The sequence below is a fragment of the Actinomycetota bacterium genome (assembly GCA_036280995.1).
Taxonomy (GTDB): domain Bacteria; phylum Actinomycetota; class CALGFH01; order CALGFH01; family CALGFH01; genus CALGFH01.
The window spans coordinates 18,310-33,481 of record DASUPQ010000331.1; the positions used below are offsets into that span (position 1 = coordinate 18,310).

Below are 15,172 nucleotides of genomic sequence, written 5' to 3' on the forward strand. Positions count from 1 at the left end.
GGCCGGTTACGATGCCGGCAGCGGAGCGTGGCGGAAAGGGGTCGCCGCATGGGCGGAGGCGAGATCCGGCTGGTCGAGCTGGTCAAGCGGTTCGAGGACGTCACCGCCGTCGACGGCATCGACCTGGACGTGCCCGGGGGCGAGTTCTTCGCCCTGCTCGGCCCCTCGGGCTGCGGCAAGACGACCACCCTGCGGCTGGTCGCCGGGTTCGAGCAGCCCACCGGCGGGCGCATCCTCCTCGACGGGGTCGACATGGCCCGCACCCCGCCCCACAAGCGCAAGGTCAACACCGTGTTCCAGAGCTACGCCCTGTTCCCGTTCCTCAACGTGGCCGACAACGTCGCCTTCGGGCTGCGGTTCCAGGACCTGGACAAGGGCGAGGCCAGGCGGCGGGTGGCCGAGGCCCTGGCCCTGGTCCAGCTCCAGGGGCTGGAGCGGCGGCGGCCGGCCCAGCTGTCAGGCGGCCAGGCCCAGCGGGTCGCGCTCGCCCGGGCGCTGGTCTTGAACCCGTCGGTGCTGCTGCTGGACGAGCCGCTGGGGGCCCTGGACGCCAAGCTGCGCAAGACCCTCCAGGTGGAGCTGAAGGCGCTCCAGGAGGCGGTCGGGATCACCTTCGTGTACGTGACCCACGACCAGGAGGAGGCCCTCACCATGTCGGACCGCCTGGCCGTGATGGCCGGCGGCCGCATCGAGCAGGTCGGTCCCCCGGCCGAGCTGTACGAGGCGCCGGCGACCACGTACGTGGCCGGGTTCCTGGGGGTGGCCAACCTCCTGGGGGCGACGGCCGCCGGTGGCGACGGCGGGGGGCCCTGCCGGGTCCGGCTGGGCGAGTTCGAGCTGGCCGCGGCCGGCGGCGACACCGGCGCCAGCGGCGACGTCAAGGTGGTCATCCGGCCCGAGCGGGTGGTCCTGGAGCCCTACGGCACGACCGGCCCCAACCGGGTCCCGGGCATGGTCGAGCGCCTGGTCTACCTGGGGCCGTCCACCCAGCTGGTGGTCCGCCTGGCCAACGGCGAGCCCCTCCAGGCGCTGGTCCAGAACCAGGGCCAGCCGATCGCCTGGCAGCAGGGCACGGCCATCGCCGTCCACCTCCCCGCCGACGCCCTGCGGGTCCTGCCCGCCTCAGCCTGAGGCGGCCCGCTCGGGCGAGGGCACCAGGCTGGCGCGGTCCTCGGCCGTCCAGTCGAAGCCGAGCTCCCTGGCGCAGATCTCCAGGCACAGGTCGAACATGCGCTCGCGGGACACCTCCGGGTCCTGGAGGACGACCAGGATGGCCAGGCCGTCGATCAGGGCGGCCAGCCGCAGGGCGAACGTCTCCACGTCGACCGGGGCGAACTCGCCCGCCGCCTGCCCCTGGCGGACGATCTCGCCGATGGTCGTCCGCCAGCGCCGGTCCATGGTCAGGCGGTCCCTGGCCACGTCCGGCTTGTGGGCCGCCCTGGCCCACAGGTCGAGCCACAGCACCCACTCGTCGAAGTCGTCCTCGGCCTCCCCGACCGAGCACGAGCAGCGCACCAGCTCGACCAGCCGGTCGCGGGCGCTGGACATGCCGGCCACGGCCTCGGCCGTCTTGGCGTAGAAGCGATCCTCGGCGAAGGCCAGCGCCTCGGCGAGCAGGGTGTCCTTGGTGCCGAAGTAGTAGATGACCAGGGCCGGGCTGGTGCCGGCCTGGTCGGCCACGTCCTTGATCCCGGTGTCGCAGAGGCCCTTCTCCGCGATCACCCGCACGGCCGCCTTGAGGATCTGGTGGCGCCGTGCGTCGGACAGCTTGCGTCGTGGGCTCATGCCTGCTCCAAGGATGTCGACGTCGCCGTGCAGTGTAGGGCGCTTCAGGCTTGTCGCGCGCTCCCCGGCCATCTTAGACTGAACGTTCAGTCAATTACAGTCTTGTTGGAGGGGACATGGCCGCGGCCTGGGACGCGATCGTCATCGGGGGCGGCCACAACGGGCTGGTGGCCGGCGCCTACCTGGCCCGGGCGGGGGCGCGCACGGTCGTCCTGGAGGCCAGGTCCAAGGTCGGGGGCGCGGCCGCCACCGACGCCCCCTGGCCCGAGGCCCCCGAGATCAACGTGACCCGGCTGTCGTACGTGATGAGCCTGATGCCGCCGCGGATCATCCGCGACCTCGACCTGGAGCGGCACGGCTACAGGCTGTTCCCCATGGGGCCGGCCTACCAGGCCTGGCCGGACGGCCGCTCGCTGACCCTGTACGACGACGACGCCCGCCGCAACCACGAGCAGATCTCCAAGTTCTCCAAGCGGGACGCCGACGCCATGGTCCGCTGGGACGCCTGGCTGGAGGGGCTGGCGGCGGTGCTGGGGCCGCTGCTCACCCAGACCCCGCCCAAGATCGGCTCGCGCCGGCCGTCGGACCTGCGCGACCTGCTCCGGCTGGCCTGGCGCTACCGCGGCCTGGACGTGCGCACCGTCGGCGACGTGACCCGGCTCATGACCATGAGCGTCCGCGACCTGCTGGACGACTGGTTCCAGTCCGAGGAGGTCAAGGCGAGCCTGGCCATCAACGGGGTGATCGGCACCTGGGCCGGGCCCGACTCGCCCGGCACCGCGTACGTGATGGCCCACCACTCGATCGGCGACGTCGGCGACGGCCACCTCGGCAGCTGGGGCTTCCCCGAGGGCGGCATGGGGGCGGTCTCGGACGCCATCCACCGCTCGGCCCTGGCCAACGGGGCCAGCGTGCGCACCGGCGCCCGGGTCGAGCGGGTGCTGGTGTCGGGCGGGCGGGCCACCGGGGTGGTCCTGGCCGGCGGGGAGGTGCTGCACGCCCCGGTGGTGGTGACGGCCATCCACCCCCGGATCACGTTCCTGGAGCAGATCGACCGGGCCGAGCTGCCGGCCGACTTCGTCACCGACATGGAGCGCTGGAAGTCGCGCAGCGGGGTGGTCAAGATCAACCTGGCCCTGGCCGAGCTGCCCGACTTCACCGCCGACCCCGGCACCGAGATGGCCGAGCACCACACCGGGGCCATCGCCATGGCCCTGTCGGTCGGCTACATCGAGCAGGCGTTCCAGGACGCCAAGCAGGGCCGGGGCGCGACCCGGCCGTTCTCGGACGGCTGCATCCCGACGGTGTTCGACAAGACCCTGGCCCCCGAGGGCATCCACGTCATGTCGCTGTTCACCCAGTGGTGCCCGCACGAGTGGTCGGAGGCCCCCCACGCCGACGAGCTGGAGGCCTACGCCGACCGGATGATCGACTGCTACGCGGAGCTGGCCCCCAACCTCAAGGGCGCCATCCTGCACCGCGACGTCGTCGGGCCCTGGCAGATGGAGCAGGAGTGGGGGCTGGTCGGGGGCAACATCTTCCACGGCGAGCTCTCGGTCGAGCAGCTGTTCCACATGCGGCCCGCGCCCGGCTACGCCGACTACCGCAGCCCCATCACCGGCCTCTACCAGGCCAGCTCGGCCACCCACGGTGGCGGCGGGGTCTGCGGCATCCCCGGCTGGCAGGCCTACCGGGCCGTGCTGTCCGACCGCAGGCGAGCCACCCGCCGCCGCTGGTGACCGATCGGGGCCCGTTCGCCCCGGAGCCAACGCGCCCCGGCGGCCCTCCCCCGCCCGGTCCGGAGCCGGGGCGACCCGGCGGCCGCCTTCCCCTCGCGCCGCTGCTCGAGCCGCGGGCGGTGGCGGTGGTGGGGGCCAGCGCGCGGCCCGGGTCGTTCGGGGACACGCTGGTCGCCCAGCTGCTCGCCGGCGGGTACCGGGGCGCGGTCCACCTGGTCAACCCGCGCTACCGGGAGGTGGCCGGGCGCCCCTGCCACCCGTCCCTGGCCGATCTGCCGGGCCCGGTCGACCTGGCCGTGCTGGCCGTGCCCAACGCCGCCCTGGAGGCTCAGCTCCAGGCGGCGGCCGACGCGGGCATCCCGGCCGCGGTCATCTTCGCCAGCTGCCTCGACCCGGACCCCGATCCAGCCGGCCCGACCCTGGCCGAGCGCCTGGCGGCGATCGCCCGGGCGGCCGGCATGGCGGTGTGCGGCGGCAACGGCATGGGCTTCTTCAACCTCGACCAGAGCTTGAGGGTCTGCGGCTACCCGGAGCCGGCCGACCTGCCCCCCGGGCCGGTGGCCGTGGTCAGCCACTCCGGGTCGGTGTTCTCGGCCCTGCTCCACAACCGCCGCGGCCTCCGGTTCAACCTGGTCGTGTCGGCCGGCAACGAGCTCGTCACCACCGCCGCCGCCTACCTCGACCACGCCCTGGAGCTGCCCGGGACCCGGGTGGTGGCCCTGTTCCTGGAGACGGTCAGGGAGCCGGCGGCGTTCCGGGCCGCCCTGGCCAAGGCGGCCGCCCGGGCCATTCCGGTGGTCGCCCTCAAGGTCGGGCGCGGCCCGGCCGCCCGGGCCATGGTCGCCGCCCACTCCGGCGCCCTGGCCGGTGAGGACGGCGCCTACCAGGCCCTGTTCGACGCCTACGGGGTCGCCCAGGTGGCCACCCTTGACGAGCTGGCCGACACCTGCGAGCTGCTGGCCGGCCGGCGGGCCGCGCCCGGCGGGCTGGCCGCCATCCACGACTCGGGGGGCGAGCGGGCCCACCTGCTGGACGTGGCCGAACGGCTCCGGGTGCCGCTGGCCGCGATCTCCGAGACGACCCGCCAGCGGCTGGCGGCCGTGCTCGAGCCCGGCCTCCCCCCCGCCAACCCGCTCGACGCCTGGGGCACCGGCAACGACGCCAACGACATCTTCGCCGCCTGCATCCAGGCCCTGCTCGACGACCCGGCCACCGCCGCCCTCGCCCTCGACCTCGACCTGACCACCGAGCCCACCCCCGAGACGAGCTACACCGGCCTGGCCGTCGACGCCGCCGCCTCCACCACCAAGCCGGTCGCCGTCATCGCCAACCTGACCGCCGCCGCCGACCCGGCCGACGCCGCCACCCTCCGCGCCGCCGGCGTCCCCGTGCTCGAGGGCACCGCCACCGGCCTGGCCGCGTTCGGCCACCTGCTGGCCTACCGCGAGTTCCTCGCCCACCGGCCGCCGGGGGCTGCGGGCAGCTCCGGACCGGCCCGGGAGCGGTGGAAAGAGCGGTGGCGGGCGCGGCTGGGCGACCCCGGGCGGCCGCTGGACGAGGCCGAGGGGCTGGCCCTGGTGGGCGACTGGGGGGTGCCGGTGGTGGCGGCCGAGGTCGCGACCAGCCTGGCGGAGGCGGTGGCGGCGGCCGGGCGGGTCGGGTGGCCGGTGGCGTTGAAGACGGCCGCACCCGGGGTGGTCCACAAGTCGGACGTGGACGGGGTGCGGCTGGGGCTGGACGGGCCGGACCGGCTGGCCGCCGCCTACGCCGACCTGGCGGCCCGGCTGGGGCCGCGGGTGCTGGTCGCCGCCATGGCCGGCCCCGGGGTGGAGCTGGCCCTCGGGGTGGTCGCCGACCCGCAGTTCGGGCCCCTGGTGATGGTGGCCGCTGGCGGGGTGCTGGTCGAGGTCATGCGGGACCGCCGCTTCGCCCTGCCCCCGGTCGACCGGCGCCAGGCCCTGGCCATGCTCGACCGCCTCGCCGTCCGGCCCCTGCTCGACGGGGTCCGCGGCGCCCCCCCGGCCGACCTGGACGCCGTCGCCGACGCCGTCGCCAGCCTCTCGGCCCTGGCCGTCGACCTCGGCGACCGCCTGGCCGCCCTGGACGTGAACCCCCTGCTCGCCGGCCCGGACGGCTGCGTCGCGGTCGACGCCCTGGTGGCGGCGAAGGCCGGGTGAGGGGCGGCGGCCGGTGACCTGACATACTGGCCCGCGTCATGGAAGCGAGCGCCGACCGCCGGCTGGTCGCGGGCCGCTATGCCCTCGGGGGGCCGCTGGGCCGGGGCGGGATGGGCACGGTGTGGCGGGCCGACGACGTCCTGCTGGGCCGGGCGGTGGCGGTCAAGGAGGTCGAGCTGCCGGGCGGGCCGGGCAGGGGGCCGCCGGCGCTGCGGGAGCGGGCGCTGCGCGAGGCCAGGGCCGCGGCCCGGCTCAACCACCCGGGGGTGGTCACCCTCCACGACGTGGTCGAGGCCGACGGCCGGCTGTTCCTGGTCATGGAGCTGGTCGAGGCCCCGACCCTGCGCCACCTGGTCGACCGGTCGGGCCCGGTGTCGCCTGCGGGGGCGGCCCGGGTCGGGCTGGCCCTGCTGGACGCGCTGGACGCGGCCCACCGGGCGGGGATCGTCCATCACGACGTCAAGCCGGCCAACGTGATGGTGGCCGCCGACGGCCGGGTCAAGCTGGCCGACTTCGGCATCGCCTCCCTCCAGGAGGACACCCAGCGCACCCTCACCGCCGGCCCCGGGCCGGGGGCCCGGAGAGGACCGGCGCGGAATGGCGGCGCCGGGGCAGGGGCCGGCGGGCCGGAGGGGCTGGCGGGCGCCGCGGGGTCGGGGGCCGAGGGGCCGGACCGGGCGGTGACGGCGGTGTTCGGGTCGCTGCCGTACGTGGCCCCGGAGCAGGCCAGGGACGAGCGGGCCGGGCCGGCGGCCGACCTGTGGGCGCTGGGGGCGACGCTGTGGTTCGCGGTCGAGGGGGTGGCCCCGTTCGAGCGGGCCGGTCCGGCCGCCACCCTCGCCGCCGTCCTCCACGACCCGCCCGGCCGCCCGGCCCGGGCCGGGCCGCTGGAACCGGTCCTGCTGGCCCTGCTGACCAAGGACCCAGGCGCCCGCCCCGGGGCCGCGGCCGTCCGCGGCATGCTGGCGCCGACGGCCACCGGGTCCCCCGGCCCGACCGCCCCGACGACCGCCGGTCCCCGCGGCCCGGCCGCGCCGACGGCCGGCACGACGCGCCTCCCCGGCGACCCGGCGGCCGCCACCGAGGTGCTGGTCGGGGCCGCTCCCCCGCCCGGCTGGGGCGAACCGCGCCCGGCGCCCTTGGGGCGACGGCCGCGGGGCCGGGTGCAGCTCCCGGGCTGGACCGCCCCGCCGCGGCGGAAGCGGCGCTGGGGGCGGCGGCTGCTGGTCGCCGCCGGGGTCCTGGCCCTGCTCGCGGTGGCCAGCAACCTCGGCGACGCCGAGCGGCGGGCCGACAGTGCCCCGGCCGGGCTGGGCGACCCGGTCCGGGACGGTCAGTTCGAGTTCGTGGTCCGCTCGGTCGACTGCGGCGCCGCGTCCGTGGGCCGGGGCCTCGCGCCCAAGACCGCGCAGGACCAGTTCTGCCTGGTCGCGCTCGAGGTCGAGAACACCGGCACCGAGGGCCGCACCTTCGGCGGCGGCCAGCAGTTCCTGTTCGACACCGACGGCAACCGCCACGACCCGGACCTGGACGCGACCGCCCGCCACGAAGGCGATGCCCGGCTGTGGTCCAGCCACCTCAACCCGGGCCAGCGCCTGGAGGGCACGCTCGTCTACGACGTCCCCGAGTCCGTCACCCCGTCACGGGTCGAGCTCCACGACGGCCCCCTCAGCGGCGGCGCCAGCGTCGCGGTGGCCTGAGCGCCCGTCACCAGTAGCCGCGGCGGCGGGCGTCGGCCACGGCCGCGGCCACCCCGTCGCGCCAGGGCTCGCCGTGGCCGGGGAGCAGCAGCTGCGCGTTCAGCCCGGCCAGCGCGTCCAGGGAGCTCCGGGCCTGCTCGTTGTCCTCGTTGACGCCCTTGACGAGCAGCCGCGGCCCGCGACGCCGCCGGTACGGGTCGAAGGTGACCAGGGTGTCGCCGCTGAAGACGACGCTGGCGTCCGGCAGGTGCAGGGCGCAGTTGCCGCGGGTGTGGCCGGGAAGGTGGCGGACCCGGGGCCGCCCGGGGACGTCGAGGACGTCGCCGTCGGTGAAGGTGCGGACCTCGGCGGCGTCGGGGGTGGCGAGCAGCCCGTTGCGGAGGCCGTGGACGAGCAGCGGCCAGGCGGTCGGCCGCAGGTACAGCCGGAACGGCGGGAACCGGCGCAGCCCGGGCTCGGCGTCGCGCTCGTGGACCCAGACGGTGGCGTCGGAGTTGGCCTTCACCTGGTGGGCGAAGCCGACGTGGTCGGCGTGGGCGTGGGTGAGGACGACCGCCTCGACCGCCTCGACCTTGCCGCCGAGGGCGGTCAACGCGTCGGTGAGCTGCGGCCAGTAGCCGCGCATGCCGGCGTCGACCAGGGTGATGCGGCCCCCGCGCTCGATCAGGTACCAGTTGACCATGCGGGTGCCGAACCGGTGGATGCCGTCGGCTACCTCCATGGCGACGGCCTTGCACGAGATCGGCGCCGCAAACCCTTCTAGCCGGAGTCGCGGCCGGCGGTGACCACGGCGACGGCCAGGGCGACGGCGAACAGGTCCTCGGCGGCGCCGAGCAGCGGGCCGGGGAGGCGGGTCCGCTCGGCGGCCAGGGCGCGCACCTTGGTGGCGGCGTAGGCGCCGGCGCCGGCCCCGGCAGCGCCGAGGAGGGCACCGAGGGGGCGCGACTCGCCGGCGTCGTACTGAACCGCGGCGCCGATCGTCCCGCCGGTGACCAGGCGCTGGGTGAACGGGCCCCAGGTGGTCCGGCGCGGCGTCATGGGGAGCTTGTCGGCGACCAGCTCGCCGGCGAAGGCGACCAGCGCGCCGCCCGTCCCCTGGGGCGAGGCGAACCGGCGGGCCAGCCGGCCCGCGCCCGGGTCGAAGCGGCCCTGCCTGGCCTCGACGGCCAGGAGGGCGACCGGGACCTGGGAGCGGATGCCGGTGACGAACCCGAGCAGCAGCGCCCTGACGGGCGGCGGCAGGGGTGGCAGGAGGGAGGGGGCCCGGTCCACGGCGGCTCCTTCGGTTCGGCGGGTGCATGATGCTAGCCGCATGGCCGCGATCGAGCCTCCCGAAACCAGCCGGGTCGCCCGGCTGCTCCGCCGCCGCCCGCCGGCGGCCGCCCTGCGCTGGGCGGCGGCGCCGTTCGGCCCCGGGAGCCGGGTGGTGGCGGTGCGGCCGCTGCCGTCGGCCTGGCTGGCCAACCACGCCGTCGACGTGGCCGACGCGGCCGGCGCGACCCATCGGCTGGTGCTGCGCCGCTGGGCGCGACCCGGCTGGGACGACGAGGACCCCGACTTCACCGCCGCCCGCGAGGCGGCCATCCTGGAGCTCCTCGCCCCCACCCCGGTGCCGGCGCCGCCGCTGGTCGCCGCCGACCCCGACGCCGCCGTCTGCGACGTGCCCGCGTTGCTGGTCAGCCGCCTCCCCGGCGCCCCGCCCGACCTCCACGACCCGGCCGCCCTGGTCGAGGGTCTGGCCGCGGCCCTCCCGCCCATCCATGCCGTGACCGTTCCGGCGACCCGCGTCGTGCCTCCCCATCACCGCTTCTACGAACCAGCGACGCTGGTCCCGCCGGCCTGGTCGGACCGGCCGGAGTTGTGGGAGCGGGCGTTCACGGTGGCGGCCGGGCCGCCGCCGGACGACCGGGCCTGCTTCATCCACCGCGACTACCACCCGGGGAACACCCTCTGGACCGGCGGCCGGCTCACCGGGGTGGTGGACTGGATCGGCGGGTCGTGGGGGCCGCCCTCGGTCGACCTGGGCCACATGCGGGTCAACCTGACCGCCGACCTCGGCCTGGCCGTCGCCGACCGGTTCCTGGCCGCCCACCGCGCCCTGACCGGCTTCGACCACCACCCCTGGTGGGACGTGGCCGCGACGGTCGACGTCGTCCCCGAGACGCCGCCGGCCTGGCGCGGCGTGGAGGACCTGGTCGCCGCCGCCCTGGCCCGCCTCGGCGGCGAGGTCGGCAAAGCCGGCTAGGCGTTCTGCCCGTCGTCGTCCCGCAGCTCAGGCTGCGGGACTGCCCCGCCCGTAACTCGCGCAGCAGCGGAGCAAACAAGCGGTCCCGTAGCATGGGACGGATGACCGGAACGGGACCTGTCCGGGTGGCGATCGCCTGCCAGGGCGGCGGCAGCCACACCGCCTTCACGGCCGGGGTGCTCAAGCGCCTCCTCGGCGCCGAGGAGCTGGCCGGGGTCGAGGTCGTCGGTCTCAGCGGCACCTCCGGCGGGGCCGTCTGCGCCCTGCTCGCCTGGTCGGCGCTGCTCGACGACGACCAGGCCGCCGCCGGCAAGCTGCTGGAGGCGTTCTGGGCCGACAACTCGGCCACGACCCCGCTGGAGCAGCTGGTCAACGCCTGGGTGCTGTGGGCGGCCAGGCTGGAGAACCTGGTCGTCCTGCCGGCGGTCAGCCCCTACGACACGCCAACGTCGGTGGCCGCTCTTGAGGAGTTCCGGGCCATGCTGGAACGGCGGGTCGACTTCGGGCGGTTCGCCGTCCCGGCCGGCGAGTCGCGGCCGATGCTGCTGATCGGGGCCGTGGACGTCCTCTCGGGCGAGTTCCGGGCGTTCAACAGCCGTCGCGACCCGATCACCGCCGACACGATCCTGGCCTCGGCGGCCATCCCCAACCTGTTCCGCTCCGTCCGGGTCGGCGACGGCACCTACTGGGACGGCCTGTTCTCCCAGAACCCGCCCGTCCGGGAGCTGGTCGACACCCGCCCCGACGAGCTCTGGGTGATCCAGATCAACCCCAGGCGCTGGGACGGGGAGCCGCGGACGATGGTCGAGATCGCCGACCGCCGCAACGAGCTGGCCGGCAACCTCTCCCTGCACCAGGAGCTCGGCTTCATCGAGAAGATCGACCAGCTGCTGGCCGAGGGCCGGCTGGCCGCCGACGGCCGCTACAAGCAGATCACGGTGCGGGTGCTGGAGCTGTCCCGGTCGCGGCTGTCCCGGTCGCTCGGCACCGCCTCCAAGCTCAACCGCGACCCCGGCTTCATCCGCGACCTGATCGCCCACGGCGAGGCCATGGCCGAGGAGTTCCTGGCCGCGCTGGCCTTCGAGCGCGCCTGGCGGCGCCGCGACCCCGGGGCGGTGCTGGCCTGCTTCGCCGACGACGCCGAGCTGGTCTCGGCGCCGCCCTTCCCGGACCGGGGCAGCCTCCGCGGCCGCCAGCGGATCGGCCGGTTCGTGCGCGAGCACCTGACCGCCGACCTGCACGTCGACCCGACCCGCAAGCAGGTGACCCGTGACCGGGTGACCTGGACCGTGCAGGCCCACCGCGACGACCCGGCGGCGGCGGTCCGGGGCCGGGCCGAGGCCGAGCTCCGGACAGGCCGGATCACCACCCTGCGCCTGGGCGGCTGATCAGGCCGGGGCGTCCTCGGCGTCGAAGCGGAACACCTCGTAGGCGCGGCCGATCACGGGGGCGGCGACGTTGCGCACCGGCACCCCGCCGGGGGTGGTGCCGGTGCGGCTGCCCCGGTGGGCGTGGCCGTGCAGGACCAGGTCGGCCCCGGCCCGGTCGACGGCCTCGGCCAGCAGGTAGCTGCCGAGGAAGGCGTGGATCTCGCGGGGCTCGCCGGCCAGGGTCTCGGCCACCGGCGAGTAGTGCAGCAGGGCGATCCGGCGGTCCGCCCGGAGCCCCCCGAGGGCCCGTTCCAGCCGGCCGGCCAGGGTCTTGGTGTGGCCGACGAACGCCTTCATCTCCGGTTCGCCGAAGTCGCTGGCGCTGGCCCCGGCGAAGCCGCCGCCGAACCCCTTGCTGCCGGCGATCCCGAGCCGGCGGCCGCCCACCTCCAGCACCGCCGCCTCACCCTCCAGGACGCGGATGCCGGCCTCCTCGAGGACCTCGGTGACGGCGTCCTGCTCGTCGGAGTGGTAGTCGTGGTTGCCGAGGACGGCCACCGTCGGCACCCCGACGCCGCGCAGCTCCTCGGCCAGCACCTTGGCCTCCTCGGGCCGGCCCCGGTGGGTGAGGTCGCCGGCCAGCAGGAACAGGTCGGCGTGGTCGGCCAGGCCGGCCAGGCGCGGGGCCAGGCGGCCCGCCGAGTCGACCCCGACGTGGACGTCGCCGACGGCCGCCACCCGGATCATGGCAGCGTCTCTACGAACGGGTCGGCCGCCGCGTCCTCGACGTCGGTCAGGTTGCGGACCTCCCGGCCGGGCAGGGCCTTGGCGATGACCTCGGCCACGGCGGCCTGCCGTTCGGGCGTGGCCACCGTCCCGGTCACCACCACCTCGCGCCCGTCGATGGCGACGTCCAGCTCCAGCTCGGCCGTCTGGGGGTCGCCGGCCAGGGCCTCGTTGGCGTGGGCGACCAGGTACTCGTCGGGCACGTCGGCGCCGGTCTCCTGCTCGCGGGCCTGCTCCAGCAGCGACTCGATCACCCAGTCGGGCACCCGCAGCCCGTCGGTCTGGGCGTACAGCAGCAGGCTGGCCACCCGGCGCGGGCCCGGGGCGGCCCGGCGCAGCAGGTAGGGCCAGTCGAGCTCGCCCGTCTCGACCAGGGCGAGGGCGTCGAACCAGTGCCGCTGGCGGTGCTCGCGGTGGACGATCGCCTTGATCACCAGCAGGTCCTCGGGGCCGAGGACGTTGAGCTGGAGGTCCTCGAAGGTGCCCTGGCGGACCCGCGACAGCATCTCGTCGTCGAGCACGATCCCGCCGGTGCTCTCGAAGATCACGTCGACCAGGACGCCGTCCTTGGTCGCCTTGTAGAGCCAGGTCTGGTCGGTCTCCTCGGTGTCGTAGCCGGCGTCGGCGAAGGCGCGCAGCATCGTCCGGGCGTCGTCGCGGCGCACGCACAGGTCGATGTCGTGGGTCCAGCGGGGCCGGCCCAGCGCGGTCGAGGCGATCCCGCCCATGAAGGCGTGCGGCAGGCCGGTGCCGCCGGCGACCGCGATGGCCTCGGTGAGCACCCGCAGGAAGGTCTCCTCGTCGACCTCGGGAAGGGTGCCCCGCCACTCGCGCTCGTGGGGGTGGTGCTCGTCGTCCATGTCCTGGCTGTTCCACGCCCGGCAGGCGACGAAACGCGCCGGTGGGCGCCGGGTGGCGGGCGCGACCGGCGCGTGCCACCGTTGCCCCGTCATGGAGACCCTCGAGCTCATGGTCGCCCTGCTCGCCGCCGTCGCGGTGGTGGTCAGGCTGGCCGGGCGGACCAACATCCCCGAGCCGGTGCTGCTGGTGCTGGCCGGCCTGGCCGTCGCCCTGATCCCGGGGCTGCCCCAGGTCGAGCTCGACCCGGAGCTGATCCTGGCCCTGTTCCTGCCGCCGCTGCTGTACTGGGCGGCGCTCCACACCGACCTGGAGGAGCTGCGCGGCAATCTCAGGCCGATCGCCCTGCTGGCCGTGGGGCTGGTGCTGGTGACCACGGCCGCGGTGGCGGTGCTGGGCCACACGGTGCTCGGGCTGCCGGTGGCGGTGGCGGTGGTGCTGGGGGCGATCGTGTCCCCGCCCGACCCGGTGGCCGCGACCGCCGTCTGCGGCCGCCTGGGACTGCCCAGGCGGATGGTCGCCATCCTGGAGGGCGAGGGGCTGCTCAACGACGCCACCGCCCTGGTCCTGTACCGGATGGCGGTGGCCGCGGCCGTCTCCGGCGCCTTCTCGCTGGTCGACGCCGGGATCGAGCTGGGCGTGTCGGCCGTCGGGGGGACGGCGGTGGGGCTGGCCGTCGGCTGGGCCGGCAGCCGCATCCTGCGCCGGGTGTCGGAGGCGCCGGTCGAGAACACCGTCAAGCTGCTGCTGCCGTACGTGGCCTGGCTGGCCGCCGAGCGGGTCCATGTCTCGGGGGTGCTGGCCGTGCTCGCCTGCGGGGTGCTGATGACGCGCCACTGGAGCGCCATCTCCTCGGGGGCCCGGCTCCAGGCCCGCCAGCTCTGGGACTGGCTGGTGTTCGTCCTCGAGGGCCTGTCGTTCGTGCTCGTCGGGGTGCAGCTGCGCACCGTGGTCGAGGGGATCGAGGGCCGCTCCCTGGCCGACCTGGCCCTGGCCGCCCTGGCCGTCAACCTGGTCGTCATCGTCGTGCGCCTGGCCCTGGTGTTCCCGGCCAGCTGGCTGCCGCGGCTGTCGGCCCGGGTGCGCGAGCGCGACCCCTACCCGGGCTGGCGGCGGCTCACGGTGGTCGGCTGGGCGGGCATGCGCGGGGTGGTGACCCTCGCCCTCGCCCTGGCCATCCCGACCGAGGTCGAGGGGGGCGGCCCGTTCCCCGACCGCAACCTGGTCGTGTTCCTGGCCTTCTCGGTGATCGTGGTCACCCTGGTCGGCGAGGGCCTGACCCTGCCGTGGGTCATCCGCCGGCTGGGGGTGACGGCCGACGACGACGGGGCGGCCGGCGACGGCCGCCGGGCCCTGGCCCGGCTGTCCGAGGTCGCCCTGGACCACCTGGACACGCTCGAACCGGGGAGCGACGGCGTCCCGGCGGAGCTGGTGGACCGGCTCCGCGAACGCTACCGGGCCCGCCTGGCCCACCTCGACCAGACCCGGGACGAGGACCCGCCCGAGGGCCACCGGGCCGTCACCGAGCTGGTCCACGACCTGCTCGGGGTCCAGCGGGAGGAGCTGCGCCGCCTGCGCGAGCAGGGAGCGGTCACAACCGAGGTGGCCCGCCGCCTCGACCACGACCTTGACCTGGAGGAGGCCCGGCTGGAGCGCGAGCGCCCGGGCTGATTCCGTGCCCGGTCCCCGGGGTAGGGGTGCCCGGCCGACGAACGCGACGAGGAGGGCCGGGCCCGATGGCTGTCGATGCAGACGTGCTGGAGCGGATCCGCGAGCGGCTGCGGGTGTCGACCCGGGTCGGGGACGAGCGGATCGAGGTCGCGACCCGCGACGCCGACGTGGTCCTGCTCGGGGCCGTGGCCTCGCCGGAGGAGGCGACGGTGGCCGGCCAGCTGGCCGAGGAGTACGCCACCTCGGTGGTGAACGAGCTCCAGGTCGACCGGGGCCTGCGCGAGGGCTTCGACGACGACCCGCTGGCCACCGAGCCCGCCTCCCCGACCGAGGACGAGGTCCTGGTCGGGTCGACCGACATGCTGGCCGGTCCCGACTCGGCCCCGACCCAGGACCTGGCCGAGGCCCTTGACGAGAACGAGCCCTGGACCCCGCCGGACGTGCCCCAGCTGGCCCCGACCGCGACCGAGCAGCGCGGCGGCGTGGCCGCCGCCGACCGGCTCGCCCTGTCGGAGTGGGACGAGGCCGGCGGCGACCCCGACGACCTGCTCGACGAGGAGGACCGGGCCGCCCGGGCGGGCGCCGCCGCCCCCGACCTGGCCGCCGCCGATCTCCGCCACGCCGCCGGCGGCGGCGAGCTGCCCGCCCTCGACCCGACCGCCGCCACCTCCGGCGGCGACCCGGAGGCGGAGCCGCCCAGCGTCGAGGGCGGTCGCGGCGACGACATGGTCGAGCAGGTCCCCGGCACGGCCAAGGGCCCGGGCGCCGTGGGCGAGCCCACCACCGGGGGCGGCCCCCTGGGCGGCACCCCGGCCACCGAGACCGGCGCCGTGGGCGCCGA

At 76.1% G+C, this 15,172-nt stretch carries 13 protein-coding genes; 8 read left to right on the plus strand and 5 right to left on the minus strand.

The window, feature by feature from the left end:
* Window positions 1-48: 48 nt before the first annotated feature.
* On the plus strand, window positions 49-1,131 hold the full coding sequence (locus VF468_11380; GenBank protein HEX5878905.1) for an ABC transporter ATP-binding protein: 1,083 nt from the start codon (window positions 49-51) through the stop codon (window positions 1,129-1,131).
* Here VF468_11380 and VF468_11385 read toward each other — a convergent pair.
* Window positions 1,123-1,785, minus strand: coding sequence for a TetR/AcrR family transcriptional regulator (locus tag VF468_11385; GenBank protein HEX5878906.1), 663 nt, complete (start codon window positions 1,783-1,785; stop codon window positions 1,123-1,125). The genes VF468_11380 and VF468_11385 overlap by 9 nt on opposite strands.
* A 116-nt stretch (window positions 1,786-1,901) precedes the next feature.
* Here VF468_11385 and VF468_11390 point away from each other — a divergent pair, with 116 nt between their 5' ends.
* From VF468_11390 to VF468_11400, 3 genes are read left to right on the plus strand one after another with little or no spacing between them, the layout of a single operon-like run.
* Window positions 1,902-3,524, plus strand: a complete 1,623-nt coding sequence (locus VF468_11390) for an NAD(P)/FAD-dependent oxidoreductase (GenBank protein HEX5878907.1) — start codon at window positions 1,902-1,904, stop codon at window positions 3,522-3,524.
* Window positions 3,521-5,701, plus strand: a complete 2,181-nt coding sequence (locus VF468_11395; protein ID HEX5878908.1) for an acetate--CoA ligase family protein — start codon at window positions 3,521-3,523, stop codon at window positions 5,699-5,701. The genes VF468_11390 and VF468_11395 overlap by 4 nt, the downstream gene beginning before the upstream one ends.
* A 38-nt stretch (window positions 5,702-5,739) precedes the next feature.
* Window positions 5,740-7,401: a DUF4352 domain-containing protein gene (locus tag VF468_11400; GenBank protein ID HEX5878909.1), complete on the plus strand. Its 1,662-nt coding sequence runs from the start codon at window positions 5,740-5,742 to the stop codon at window positions 7,399-7,401.
* A 7-nt stretch (window positions 7,402-7,408) separates the two neighbouring features.
* On the opposite strand, the gene VF468_11405 is transcribed toward VF468_11400, so the two are convergent.
* Window positions 7,409-8,122: an MBL fold metallo-hydrolase gene (locus tag VF468_11405; protein ID HEX5878910.1), complete on the minus strand. Its 714-nt coding sequence runs from the start codon at window positions 8,120-8,122 to the stop codon at window positions 7,409-7,411.
* A gap of 38 nt (window positions 8,123-8,160) precedes the next feature.
* A complete protein-coding gene (locus VF468_11410; GenBank protein HEX5878911.1) occupies window positions 8,161-8,673 on the minus strand; it encodes a DUF4126 domain-containing protein in 513 nt (170 codons plus the stop codon).
* 40 nt (window positions 8,674-8,713) lie between these two features.
* Here VF468_11410 and VF468_11415 point away from each other — a divergent pair, with 40 nt between their 5' ends.
* The gene (locus VF468_11415; protein HEX5878912.1) at window positions 8,714-9,646 is read left to right on the plus strand and encodes a phosphotransferase; all 933 of its coding nucleotides are present in this window, start codon (window positions 8,714-8,716) and stop codon (window positions 9,644-9,646) included.
* Between the two features lie 101 nt (window positions 9,647-9,747).
* Window positions 9,748-11,034, plus strand: a complete 1,287-nt coding sequence (locus VF468_11420) for a patatin-like phospholipase family protein (GenBank protein HEX5878913.1) — start codon at window positions 9,748-9,750, stop codon at window positions 11,032-11,034.
* On the opposite strand, the gene VF468_11425 is transcribed toward VF468_11420, so the two are convergent.
* Window positions 11,035-11,763, minus strand: a complete 729-nt coding sequence (locus tag VF468_11425; protein HEX5878914.1) for a metallophosphoesterase — start codon at window positions 11,761-11,763, stop codon at window positions 11,035-11,037. It lies immediately after the preceding gene.
* Window positions 11,760-12,755: a nucleotidyltransferase gene (locus VF468_11430; GenBank protein ID HEX5878915.1), complete on the minus strand. Its 996-nt coding sequence runs from the start codon at window positions 12,753-12,755 to the stop codon at window positions 11,760-11,762. Before VF468_11430 ends, VF468_11425 begins: the two co-directional genes overlap by 4 nt.
* On the opposite strand from VF468_11430, the gene VF468_11435 reads away from it, so the two are divergent.
* Together VF468_11435 and VF468_11440 are read left to right on the plus strand one after the other, a co-directional pair.
* Entirely contained in the window at window positions 12,754-14,331 is a 1,578-nt protein-coding gene (locus VF468_11435) for a Na+/H+ antiporter (GenBank protein ID HEX5878916.1), read from the plus strand. The two genes, VF468_11430 and VF468_11435, sit on opposite strands and share 2 nt — an antisense overlap.
* Window positions 14,332-14,396: 65 nt before the next feature.
* A partial coding sequence (locus VF468_11440) for a BON domain-containing protein (GenBank protein ID HEX5878917.1) occupies window positions 14,397-15,172 on the plus strand: 776 nt, incomplete at its 3' end.